At 67.2% G+C, this 11,713-nt stretch carries 9 protein-coding genes and 1 pseudogene; 7 read left to right on the forward strand and 3 right to left on the reverse strand.

Features of this window, described 5'->3' with window-relative positions:
• Positions 1 to 71: 71 nt before the first annotated feature.
• From egtA to MSIMFI_RS29975, 6 genes and pseudogenes are all read left to right on the forward strand, one after another.
• Positions 72 to 1,379, forward strand: a complete 1,308-nt coding sequence (egtA, locus tag MSIMFI_RS07670) for an ergothioneine biosynthesis glutamate--cysteine ligase EgtA (RefSeq protein ID WP_191496764.1) — start codon at positions 72 to 74, stop codon at positions 1,377 to 1,379.
• Entirely contained in the window at positions 1,376 to 2,665 is a 1,290-nt protein-coding gene (gene egtB, locus MSIMFI_RS07675) for an ergothioneine biosynthesis protein EgtB (RefSeq protein ID WP_191496765.1), read from the forward strand. The genes egtA and egtB overlap by 4 nt, the downstream gene beginning before the upstream one ends.
• On the forward strand, positions 2,665 to 3,387 hold the full coding sequence (egtC, locus tag MSIMFI_RS07680) for an ergothioneine biosynthesis protein EgtC (RefSeq protein WP_191496766.1): 723 nt from the start codon (positions 2,665 to 2,667) through the stop codon (positions 3,385 to 3,387). Before egtB ends, egtC begins: the two co-directional genes overlap by 1 nt.
• The gene (egtD, locus tag MSIMFI_RS07685) at positions 3,384 to 4,349 is read left to right on the forward strand and encodes an L-histidine N(alpha)-methyltransferase (RefSeq protein WP_191496767.1); all 966 of its coding nucleotides are present in this window, start codon (positions 3,384 to 3,386) and stop codon (positions 4,347 to 4,349) included. The genes egtC and egtD overlap by 4 nt, the downstream gene beginning before the upstream one ends.
• Positions 4,346 to 5,518 carry an ergothioneine biosynthesis PLP-dependent enzyme EgtE gene (gene egtE, locus MSIMFI_RS07690; protein ID WP_191496768.1) on the forward strand — a complete coding sequence of 391 codons (1,173 nt, stop codon included), beginning with the start codon at positions 4,346 to 4,348 and terminating at the stop codon, positions 5,516 to 5,518. Before egtD ends, egtE begins: the two co-directional genes overlap by 4 nt.
• 345 nt (positions 5,519 to 5,863) lie before the next feature.
• Positions 5,864 to 5,986: pseudogene (locus MSIMFI_RS29975) on the forward strand (PPE domain-containing protein); the annotation flags it as partial.
• A gap of 190 nt (positions 5,987 to 6,176) precedes the next feature.
• Here MSIMFI_RS29975 and MSIMFI_RS07700 read toward each other — a convergent pair.
• Together MSIMFI_RS07700 and MSIMFI_RS07705 are read right to left on the reverse strand one after the other, a co-directional pair.
• On the reverse strand, positions 6,177 to 6,869 hold the full coding sequence (locus MSIMFI_RS07700; RefSeq protein ID WP_191496770.1) for a class I SAM-dependent methyltransferase: 693 nt from the start codon (positions 6,867 to 6,869) through the stop codon (positions 6,177 to 6,179).
• 20 nt (positions 6,870 to 6,889) lie between these two features.
• The gene (locus MSIMFI_RS07705; RefSeq protein WP_191496771.1) at positions 6,890 to 8,362 is read right to left on the reverse strand and encodes a glutamate--cysteine ligase; all 1,473 of its coding nucleotides are present in this window, start codon (positions 8,360 to 8,362) and stop codon (positions 6,890 to 6,892) included.
• A 107-nt stretch (positions 8,363 to 8,469) separates the two neighbouring features.
• Here MSIMFI_RS07705 and glpK point away from each other — a divergent pair, with 107 nt between their 5' ends.
• On the forward strand, positions 8,470 to 9,987 hold the full coding sequence (gene glpK, locus MSIMFI_RS07710; protein ID WP_191496772.1) for a glycerol kinase GlpK: 1,518 nt from the start codon (positions 8,470 to 8,472) through the stop codon (positions 9,985 to 9,987).
• A 43-nt stretch (positions 9,988 to 10,030) separates the two neighbouring features.
• Here glpK and MSIMFI_RS28900 read toward each other — a convergent pair.
• Positions 10,031 to 11,713, reverse strand: a 1,683-nt coding sequence (locus MSIMFI_RS28900) for a hypothetical protein (RefSeq protein ID WP_191496773.1), incomplete at its 5' end; no start/stop codon positions are given.

Below are 11,713 nucleotides of genomic sequence, written 5' to 3' on the forward strand. Positions count from 1 at the left end.
CTGGAAGATGAAGTGTTGGCGGTTATCGTTCCCGATAGCCGCGCAGAGGCTGCGCCCGGAGGGATCGTGATATGACGTTCGCCGCCATCACAGCCGCGGCCGCGCAACTGGATCGCGTTCGTCCGCTCGAAGCGGAGATAGTCGATTCGTCGGCGGCGGCGCAGTATATCGCAGACGGCTGCCTCGTCGACGGCCCGCTGGGGCGCGTCGGTCTGGAAATGGAGGCGCACTGCTTCGACCCGGCCGATCCGTTTCGCAGGCCGAGCTGGGATGAAATCACCGATGTCCTCGAGTGGCTAAGCCCGTTACCAGGCGGGAGCGTGGTCAGCGTAGAACCCGGCGGCGCCGTGGAATTGTCCGGTCCGCCTGTCGACGGCGTTGTGCCGGCGATCGATGCCATGAACCGCGACCAGACGGTGCTGCGATCGGCGTTCTCCAACGCCGGGCTGGGCTTGGTCTTTCTGGGAGCGGACCCCCTGCGGCCGCAGTTGCGGGTCAATCCGGGTGCGCGTTATCGCGCCATGGAGCAGTTCTTCGCGGCTAGCCACAGCGGCGCCGCGGGCGCGGCGATGATGACATCGACGGCGTCAATCCAGGTCAATCTGGACGCCGGACCGCAACCCGGCTGGGCGGCGCGGGTGCGGCTCGCGCATGCTCTGGGGCCGACGATGATCGCGATTGCGGCCAACTCCCCCATGCTGACCGGCGAGTTTTCCGGCTGGCAGTCCACCCGGCAGCGGGTGTGGGGCCAGATGGACTCGGCGCGCTGCGGGCCAATTCTCGGTGCCAGCGGCGACGACCCAGGTACGGACTGGGCGAGGTACGCCCTGAAGGCGCCGGTGATGATGGTGCGCAGCCCGGACGGCCAAGACACGTTTGCGGTCACGCACCACGTGCCCTTCACCGACTGGGTCGACGGCTTGGTTCCGCTCGGCGATCGCCGCCCTACCGCCGCGGACCTGGAATACCACCTGACCACACTGTTCCCTCCGGTGCGACCACGGCAGTGGCTGGAAGTCCGTTACCTCGACAGCCTGCCTGACGCCGTGTGGCCCGCCGTGGTGTTCACCCTGGTGACGTTGCTCGACGATCCGGATGCGGCCGACCTGGCGGCCGAAGCAGTCGCGCCGGTTGCCACGGCCTGGGATATCGCCGCCCGGATCGGATTGGACGACAGACGTCTCTACACGGCGGCCAACCGATGTCTGGCCATCGCCGCGCGGCGAATGCCGCCCGAACTGACCGACCCGATGCAACGCTTGATGCAACGCGTCGAGCAAGGCCGATGTCCCGCGGACGATTTCTCCGACCGGGTGTTCGAATATGGCATTGCGGCTACAGTTTCGCGGCTCGCACGGCTAGCGCAAGGGGGGTCGTGACCTCACGGGAAAGGGTTGCGTGCGACCTGGAGCGGGCGCGCGAGCGGACGTTGCGCCTGGTCGATTTCGACGACGCCGAGCTTTGTCGGCAGTACGACCCGTTGATGAGCCCTCTGGTGTGGGACCTGGCGCACATCGGGCAGCAGGAAGAGTTGTGGCTGCTACGCGGCGGGGATCCGGGTCGGCCCGGGTTGTTACCGCTGGCCGTCGAAGGTCTCTATGACGCGTTCGAGCATTCCCGCGCGAGCCGGATCGATTTGCCGCTGCTGTCACCGGAGCGGGCCCGGTCGTATTGCCTGACGGTGCGCTCCGCCGCGCTGGACGCGCTCGACGCGTTGCCCGAAGATGCCGGCGACTTCGAATTCGCGCTGGTCATCAGCCACGAAAACCAGCACGACGAGACCATGCTGCAAGCATTGAATCTGCGTTCCGGCCCGCCGCTGTTGCGTGAGACCTCGGCCCTGCCCCCCGGTCGGCCGGGAGTGGCGGGCACCTCGGTGTTGGTGCCCGGCGGCCCGTTCGTGCTGGGCGTGGACGCGGCGAGCGAGCCGTACTCGTTGGACAACGAACGTCCCGCTCACGTCGTGGACGTGCCGGCATTCCGGATTGGCCGGGTGCCGGTCACCAACGGCGAGTGGCAAGACTTCATCTCTGACGGCGGCTACACGCAGCCGCGGTGGTGGTCCACCCGTGGCTGGCAGCACCGCCAGGCCGCGGGTCTGACCGCGCCGCAGTTCTGGAGTTCCGACGCGCGCATGCGTACCCGGTTCGGCCATGTCGAGGACCTTCCCGCCGATGAGCCGGTGCAGCATGTCAGCTACTTCGAGGCCGAGGCGTATGCGGCGTGGGCCGGTGCCCGGCTGCCCACCGAGGTGGAATGGGAGAAGGCCTGCGCGTGGGATCCGTCGACCAACACCAGGCGTCGCTACCCGTGGGGTGATGCGCAGCCGTCGGACGCGCACGCCAACCTGGGTGGCGCGGGGTTGCGGCCCGCGACCGTTGGCGCCTACCCGGCCGGAGCTTCGGCGTATGGGGCCGAGCAGATGCTCGGCGATGTTTGGGAATGGACCAGCTCACCGCTGCGCCCCTGGCCCGGGTTCGTCCCGATGATCTACGAGCGCTATTCGCAGCCATTCTTTGACGGCGATTACCGGGTGCTGCGCGGTGGATCGTGGGCGGTGGAGCCGGCCATACTGCGGCCCAGCTTCCGAAACTGGGATCACCCGTACCGTCGTCAAATTTTTTCCGGTGTTCGCCTGGCCTGGTCGGTTGAGGACGCCACCTGATGTGCCGTCACTTGGGATGGCTCGGGGCCGAGGTCACGCTTTCCTCGCTCGTACTGGAGCCGCCGCAGGGCCTGCGGGTGCAGTCGTATGCCCCGCGTCGGCAGAAGCACGGGTTGATGAACGCCGACGGCTGGGGTGTCGGGTTTTTCGACGCCTCTTCGGGAGGTGACGTGCCTAGGCGCTGGCGCAGCTCGGCGCCGTTGTGGGGGGAGACTTCGTTCGAATCGGTCGCGCCGGCCCTGCGCAGCCACTGCGTGGTAGCGGCCGTGCGTTCGGCGACCGTCGGCATGCCGATCGAAGTCAGTGCGGCCGCGCCGTTCACAGACGGTCACTGGCTGTTGTCGCACAACGGTCTGGTCGATCGCGCGCTGTTGCCGGCGAGCGCTATTGGTGCCAGGGCCGAATCAGTTTGCGACAGCGCAATGTTGGCAGCCACTATCTTCGACCGCGGGATGGACGCGCTGGGCGACACGATCATCGAGCTGGGGGCAGCCGACCCGCTTGCCCGGCTAAACATACTGGCGGCCAACGGTTCCCGGCTTGTCGCTACCACCTGGGGTGACACCTTGTGCATCCTGCGCCGCGAGGACGGTGTGGTACTGGCCAGCGAACCTTACGACGACGACCCGGATTGGGAAGACGTGCCGGACCGCCACCTTGTGGAAGTCTCCGCGGATGGTGTCAAGCTGACCGCACTCGACCACCCGAAGGGAGCCCGATGACACTGTCGCTGTCCAACCATCTCGCCGAGGACTCCGCGTACCACGCGTTGCGCCGCGACGTGTTCGAAGGCCTACAGCAGGAACCGAAATCGTTGCCGCCCAAGTGGTTCTACGACTCGGTGGGCAGTGATCTGTTCGACCAGATCACCAGGTTGCCGGAGTATTACCCGACACGCGCTGAGGCCGCGATCCTGCGTGCCCGGTCGGCCGAAATTGCAACGGCTAGCGCCGCCGACACCCTGGTTGAGCTGGGCAGCGGCACCTCGGAAAAGACCCGGATGCTGCTGGATGCGCTGCGCGACCGCGGTTCGCTGCGCCGATTCGTGCCGTTCGACGTCGATGCCAGCGTGCTGTCGGCGACCGCGAGTGCGATTCAGCGCGAATACGCAGGCGTCGAAATCAAGGCCGTCTGCGGCGATTTCGAGGAACATCTGAACGAGATTCCCGCCGGCGGGCGTCGGCTGTTCGTGTTCTTGGGGTCGACGATCGGCAACCTCACACCCGGGCCGCGTGCGGAATTTCTCGCGACGTTGGCCGGGGTGATGCGTCCGGGGGACGGTCTGTTGTTGGGTACCGACCTGGTCAAGGACGCCGGTCGGCTGGTGCGGGCCTACGACGATGCCGCCGGCGTGACGGCGCGGTTCAACCGCAATGTGTTGGCCGTGATCAACCGGGAACTCGACGCGGATTTCGACGTCGACGCGTATCGGCATGTGGCACGCTGGAATGCCGATGAGGAGCGGATCGAAATGTGGTTGCGGGTCGACCGTCGCCAGCGAGTGCGGGTTGGTGCGCTGGATCTGACCGTCGACTTCGCCGCCGGCGAGGAGGTGCTCACCGAAGTCTCGTGTAAGTTCCGGCCGGACGCGGTGGGTGCCGAGCTGGCCGGGGCCGGACTGCGGCGCATCCGTTGGTGGACCGACGACGCCGGAGACTTCGGTTTGTCGCTGGCCACCAAGTGAGGCGCGCCGGCGACGGTGCAGAGCGCCAAGGCGACACCCTGGCGGACCGGTGGCGGGCACCCCGCCCGCCCGTTGCCGGGCTGCATCTGGACAGCGCGGCATGCTCGCGCCAGAGCTTCGCGGTACTGCAGGCCACGGCCCAGCATGCGCTGCATGAGTCCGAGGTCGGCGGCTACGTCGCCGCCGACGCTGCCACACCGGTGCTCGAGGCTGGACGAGCCGCGGTTGCGACGTTGTGCGGCATGCCCGATGCGGAGGTGGTGTTCACCACGGGCTCGCTACACGCGCTCGATCTGCTGCTGGGGAGCTGGCCCGGGGAAGGCCGGACGGTGGCCTGCCTGCCGGGCGAATACGGTCCCAACCTGGCCATGATGGCCGCACATGGATTCACCGCGCGTCCGCTGCCGACCCTCGACGACGGCAGGTTGGCCCTCGACGACGCGGCGTTCCAGCTGGACGACGACCCGCCGGACTTCGTGCACCTGACTCCGGTAGCCAGTCATTGCGGCACCGTGCAACCGCTGGCGCTGGTGGCGAAACTCTGCGATGAACTGGGACTGCCTCTGGTCGTTGACGCTGCCCAGGCCCTGGGACAGGTGGACTGCGCGGTGGGTGCTGACGTCACCTATTCGTCGTCACGCAAATGGATGGCCGGGCCGCGCGGTGTCGGGGTCCTGGCCGTGCGACCCAAACTGATGGAGCGATTGACGCCAAGGCTTCCAGCGCCGGATTGGGCCCCGGAATCCTTGTCGGTTGCCGAACAACTCGGATTCGGCGAAGCCAATGTCGCGGCACGCGTCGGATACTCGGTGGCGTTGGGCGAACACCTGGCGTGCGGGCCCGAGTCGGTGCGAGCACGCCTGGCAGAGCTGGGCGGCCTTGCCCGCACCGTGCTGGCCGACCTCGACGGCTGGCGAGTGGTCGAAGAGGTCGCAGAACCCAGCGCGATTACCACCATGACTCCGACCGACGGAGCCGAACCCGCAGCGGTGCGGGACTGGCTGCTGACGGAGCGGCGGATCGTGACCACCTGCGCGGGAATACAGCGAGCGCCCCTGCAGCTCACTGGTCCGGTGCTGCGGATCTCGCCGCACGTGGACACCACCGCACAAGACTTGGAGGCCTTCGCGGAAGCGCTAATCGAAGCGACCGCGGCGACCTCCGATTGAGGTCGCCGCCACCCGAGCGTCACGTCAGAGTGACGGTGGCCACGGTGCGTCACGCTGGCGTGACATTCGGCGGCTCGGCATGGGTGCCGCTCGCCGGCCTTCGTGCTAGGGCTTGTTTTAGGTTGGCGGGGTGCGAGTAGAGCCCGAACCGCCTCCGTTGGACCCGCGCGTCTGGCGCCCATTCGCCATGTTGAGTCGCCGACATTCCAAAATGTAAGCGGGACAATGCCGTTGCGCCCCTCACTCCGGAAGAACGCGATGCGAATCAATCGTGAACCCATGACACTGGTGTGGGGTAGCTTTGTCCCGCCATAGAGAGCGCCGAGTCACATAGCCTCTCGCGACATGGTATTCACGGATGCAGGGCCGGTCTCAATGCTGGCAGCGGCGGCGGCTTGGGACGGGCTGGCGGGCGAGTTGGTTTCGGCACCAGCCTCTTTCGGCTCTGAGACGTCAGGGCTGGCCGGTGTGGTGAGCGCGTTCGACGCCGGGCCCCGTAACGGCTCGGGCTTCGGCAGCATAGACACAGTGCCCCTCGCACTGAGCTGCGTCGTATTGGGCATCGGGAATGCCGGATTCAACGTCGCGGGCTTGTTCTTGTGGGCCAGCTCCGCTGTAAGGCAGTGTAACGCCGTTGATTTCGTTGCAGCTGCCGGTTTCAGTCGGCCTTGTGCGCCGTCAGCAGGTAGGCGGGGAGCTTGATCCAGCCCCTCTCGTCGCGGTCGTGCGGCGGAAATTCGACGGCCGGCGCGCCGGGTGCCTGCGGTGGAATCTCGGGAACCTTGGCGTGGATATATGCCGGCCGGATCTCGTCGATCTCCCAGTACTTGCTGACCGCCGCGCGCAACTCGTCCTCGTCGACTTCATTGGGCTTGGTTTCCATCTCTGCGGGAAAGGCGCCCTTGGCGAATACCAGCACGAAGTAGCTGGCGCCCGGGGCCGCGGCACGGTGCACCGAACGCAGATAGCCATCGCGTCCTTCCACTGGCAGCGAGTGAAACAGCGTGCTGTCGATCACCGTGGAAAAGCGTCCGTCATAGCCGGAAAATTCAGTGATGTCAGCCTGCTCAAAGCTGGCCGTGGTCAACCCACGCTCCCGCGCCGCCTTGGTGGCCGCCGCAATGGCCGTGGGCGTGATATCGATGCCCACCACGGTATAGCCGTCGGCGGCCAGCGCCAACGACAATTCAGCGAACCCGCATCCGGCATCCAGCACGTCGCTGCGGACCTTTCCGGCCGCGATCAACGCGGCCAGCTCGGGCTGTGGCTCACCGATATTCCACGGCGGTGGACCTGCAAAGGCGCCCTGCCCCTTATAGACCTCGTCCCAGTCCAGTAGTTCGGGTGACATGTCTCCCAACCTACTCACGGTTAGAGGGGCCAAGTATGGACCGGTTCGTTCGCGTGCATGTGTTCGCAGTAGCGGCGCAGCATCTCCGCCAGCGCTGCGGGCCGGCTCAGTCCGCGGTCTTCCAGGGTCTGCACGGTGGATACCTGCCAGCTCGCGCCGTTGCGGCCGGTCTGAGCGCGGCCCTGGATGACGCCCAAAAACCGGTCGCGTACCTCAGCATCGACACCCCGTCGCCGCAATCCTTCGTGGGCCAGCGGCAGCAATGTGCCCAACACCAGTTCCCTAGCGGTCACCTCGCCCAGGCCCGGCCAGGCCAGCCGAGCATCAATACCCTGCTTGGCCGCTGTCAGGAAATTTGCCTGTGCCGCAGCGAAACTCATCCTTGTCCACAGCGGTGGGTCGGCTCGGGACAGGCTGTGTGCCATGCCGTAGTAGAAGGCCGAATTCGCCAGCATGTCAACGACGGTCGGTCCGGCCGGCAACACCCGATTCTCCAACCGTAGATGGGGGCGCCCGTCCACAACGTCGTACACCGGCCGGTTCCATCGGTACACGGTGCCGTTGTGGAGGCGCAATTCGGACAGCTGAGGGGTGCGTCCGGCGGCCAATTCGGCGACCGGGTCCTCGTCGGACACTTCGGGTAGCAGCGACGGGAAGTAGCGGATGTTCTCCTGAAACAGATCGAGAACCGAAGTGATCCACCGTTCACCGAACCAGACCCGGGGTCGCACTCCCTGTGTCTTGAGTTCCTCGGGCCGGGTGTCGGTGGATTGGGTGAACAATTCGATTCGGGTTTCCGACCATAGCCGGTGGCCGAAGAAGTAAGGCGAGTTGGCGCCGAGCGCAAGCTGTGGGCCGGCCAGCACTTGGGCGGCGTTCCAATTGGCGGCGAAATCCGCCGGTGCTACCTGCAGATGCAATTGCATGCTGGTGCAGGCGGATTCGGGCGCGATGGACGCGGCTTGCCAGCTCAGTGGTTCCGGGCCGGAGATGTTGATAGGGATATATTCGCCGCGTGCGCTGAAGATGGATTTGTTGAGCGCGGTGTACCGTGTTGATTCGCTCATCCAGCCCTGGGTCAGATGTTTCGGCATGAGCGTGGGCAGGATGCCGATCATCACGATGTGAGCTCCGCTGGAGCTAGCTTTGCGCTCGGCATCGTTGAGGCTGGCGCGTACTTCCTTCTCGAGGTCGAGGCCGGTGTGTCCTGGGAGCGGCCGGGGCGGCACATTGAATTCGATGTTGTAAGCGCCCAATTCGGTCTGGTAGGCCGGATCCCCGATGGCGTCGAGCACGTACCGATTCGACATGGCGGGCTGATAGTCGGCGTCGACGAGGTTGCATTCGATCTCCATGCCCGTGAGCGGCTGGTCGGCGTCGAAGCTGGACTCGGCAAGCATCGTTTCGAAGACGTCTAAGCACAGCCGTACCTTGCGCCGGTATTCCCGCCGATGTGCGCGGCTATACGTGGTGCGCTTTACCTCTTCGCCCACACAGCCGATGCAACAGGTTTACCGTCCACTACGCAAGTAGGTCTCGGGTAAACCATGATGGACGATTAAGTAGCAGCAGTGTCCGATCTCACCTCGTAGGAGAGCAGTTGGCCGAATTCATAGCCGCAATCGACCAGGGCACCACCAGCACGCGCTGCATGATCTTTGATCACGACGGTGCCGAGGTGGCCCGTCACCAGCTCGAGCATGAGCAGGTCCTGCCTCGCGCGGGGTGGGTTGAACACAATCCGGTCGAGATCTGGGAGCGCACCGCCTCGGTGCTGACAACGGTGCTGAACACGACCAACTTCTCGTCGAAAGATATTGCGGCGTTGGGCATTACGAACCAACGTGAGACCACGCTGGTATGGAATCGGCGTACCGGAAGACCGTATTACAACGCGATCGTCTGGCAGGACACCCGCACCGATCGCATCGCTTCGGCGCTGGACAGAGACGGACGCGGCGATGTGATCCGCCGTAAGGCCGGGTTGCCTCCGGCCACATACTTCTCGGGCGGGAAGTTGCAGTGGATCTTGGAGAACGTCGATGGAGTGCGCGCGGCCGCTGAAAGCGGCGAGGCTCTGTTCGGCACGCCGGATACCTGGGTGTTGTGGAATCTGACGGGCGGCCCGCGCGGTGGCGTGCACGTCACCGATGTGACCAATGCCAGCCGAACCATGCTGATGAACCTCGAGACGCTGGACTGGGACGACGAGCTGCTGTCCTATTTCTCCATCCCACGCGCGATGCTGCCCGCGATCGAGCCGTCGTCGCCGCTGCAGCCCTACGGTGTCACGGTGGATTCCGGGCCCGTCGGGGGCGAGGTACCCATTACCGGAGTCCTGGGCGACCAGCATGCGGCTATGGTCGGTCAGGTGTGCCTGGCCGCAGGCGAGGCGAAAAACACCTATGGCACCGGCAATTTCTTGCTGCTCAACACCGGCGAAACGATCGTGCGATCGAAAAACGGCCTGCTGACCACCGTTTGTTACCAATTCGGAGACGCCAAACCCGTGTACGCACTTGAGGGTTCGATCGCGGTGACGGGGTCGGCGGTGCAATGGCTACGCGATCAGCTGGGCATCATCAGCGGCGCGGCCCAGAGCGAGTCGCTGGCGCGTCAGGTTGCCGACAACGGCGGGGTCTATTTCGTACCGGCGTTCTCCGGGTTGTTCGCCCCGTATTGGCGATCCGATGCACGCGGCGCGATCGTCGGGCTGTCGCGGTTCAACACCAACGCACACCTGGCCCGCGCGACGCTGGAGGCGATCTGCTACCAGAGTCGTGACGTGGTGGACGCCATGGAGGCGGATTCCGGTGTGCGCCTTGAGGTACTGAAGGTCGATGGCGGTATCACCGGCAACGACTTATGTATGCAGATCCAGGCAGACGTGTTGGGCGTGGACGTGGTGCGCCCGGTGGTTGCCGAGACCACCGCATTGGGTGCCGCCTACGCGGCGGGTTTGGCCGTTGGTTTCTGGGCCGATCCCTCCGACCTGCGGGCCAACTGGCAAGAGGACAAGCGGTGGACGCCGACGTGGGACGACGAGCAGCGAACCGCGGGATACGCCGGCTGGCGCAAGGCGGTGCAGCGGACCCTAGATTGGGTCGACGTTTCCTAGTACCGATTCCGACGGCGGCACCGATTGGCGGCGAGCCCACCGGCTACGTCAACGTCAACCCGCTCAGCCCATCCTGGCCGTCCAGCTGCCCACGCCTGCCTCCGGCGCCTCCGGGCTGGCCGCCCGAGCCGTTACCGCCGTTGCCGCCGTTGCCGATCAGCTGGGCGTTACCGCCCGTGCCGCCGGTGGCGCCGTTGCCCCCGATCCCGGGAACGCCGGCGTCGCCGCCGGCTCCGCCATTGCCGTATATCTGCCCGCCGATGCCGCCGTTACCTCCCGCGCCGGCACCGCCACCGGTGCCGGTGTTTCCGCCAAAGGCTCCGGGTCCACCGCCGCCACCGTGGCCGCCATCGCCGCCACGGGCGCCGTCACCGAGCAGTCCGGCGTTGCCGGCGTTGCCGCCGATGCCGCCAGTACCGCCGTTGCCGCCATTGTCGAACACCCCACCGTGTCCACCATTGCCGCCACTGCCGCCGTTTCCGCCGCCGGAGACGCCGCCGAATAGCAGTCCGGCGTTGCCGCCGCTTCCGCCGTTGCCGCCGTTTCCGCCGTTGCCGCCGTTACCGCCGCTGCCAGGCATTTCCGGGCCGCCGCCGGCGCCGCCGTTGCCCCCCGCGCCGCTGGCGCCGGCATTGCCAAGTAGCCCGGCGTTGCCGCCGTTGCCACCGGTACCTCCATCGCCACCGGCACCAGCATCGCCGTTTGAGATGCCGTCGCCGCCGCTTCCGCCGTTCGCACCGCTGCCGCCGGAGCCGCCATTGCCGTAGAGCGACCCGCCGCTGCCGCCGTTACCGCCGTTACCGCCATGACCGCCGAGACCGCCACCTGAGACACCCTTGCCGCCGATCCCACCGGCCCCGCCGGAACCCCCGTGGCCGATTAGTCCGGCGCTGCCGCCGTCGCCGCCGCTTCCGCCGCTCGCACCGCTGCCGCCGGAGCCGCCATTGCCGTAGAGCGACCCGCCACTGCCGCCATGACCGCCGTTACCGCCGAGACCGCCACCTGAGACACCCTTGCCGCCGATCCCACCGGACCCGCCGGAACCCCCGTAGCCGAATAGTCCGGCACTGCCGCCGTCTCCGCCGGTTCCACCGACCGTGGCGGAGCCGCCGCTGCCGCCACCGCCAGCGGTAACTGCCAGTCCGGCGTCGCCGCCGTCTCCGCCGTCGCCGCCCTTGCCGCCATCGCCGAAGAGGCGCCCACCAGCGCCGCCCGTGCCTCCGGAACCCCCATTGCCGGCGTCGCCGGCTGTGCCCGAGCTAGTGTCGCCTCCAATACCTCCGGCGCCGCCGTGGCCGGCGGCGCCGGCGCTACCGATTAGCACGGCGTTGCCGCCTCCACCACCGGCACCACCGTTGCCGCCGTCGCCACTCTGACCGGCGCCGGCGCCGGCGCCGCCGACGCCTCCGGCGCCGCCCATGCCGCCGTCGCCGCCGAGACCGTACAGTTGCCCACCAGCGCCGCCTCGACCGCCGAGGCCGCCGTTGCCGCCGTTGCCGCCGTTGCCGAGGGGGAAGATGGCGTTGTTCCCGTCGCCGCCGGTGCCGCCGGCGCCGCCGTTGCCGCCGGCGCCGGCGTCGCCGATCAGCCCGGCGTAGCCGCCATGTCCGCCGTCGCCGCCGGTGCCGCCGCCAGTGCCGTCCACCCCGGGGACGCCAGCGCCGCCGACACCTCCGGAGCCGCCGTCGCCGCCGCGACCGTAGATCTGCCCGCCGGCGGTCACGGC

Origin of the sequence: Mycobacterium simulans (assembly GCF_900232995.1) — a bacterium.
Taxonomy (GTDB): Bacteria; Actinomycetota; Actinomycetes; order Mycobacteriales; family Mycobacteriaceae; genus Mycobacterium; species Mycobacterium simulans.

Coding starts and splice junctions, on each gene's coding strand:
- egtA (WP_191496764.1), top strand. CDS start 72: ATGACGTTCGCCGCCATCACAGCCGCGGCCGCGCAACTGGATCGCGTT.
- egtC (WP_191496766.1), top strand. CDS start 2,665: ATGTGCCGTCACTTGGGATGGCTCGGGGCCGAGGTCACGCTTTCCTCG.
- egtD (WP_191496767.1), top strand. CDS start 3,384: ATGACACTGTCGCTGTCCAACCATCTCGCCGAGGACTCCGCGTACCAC.
- MSIMFI_RS07700 (WP_191496770.1), bottom strand. CDS start 6,869: ATGTCACCCGAACTACTGGACTGGGACGAGGTCTATAAGGGGCAGGGC.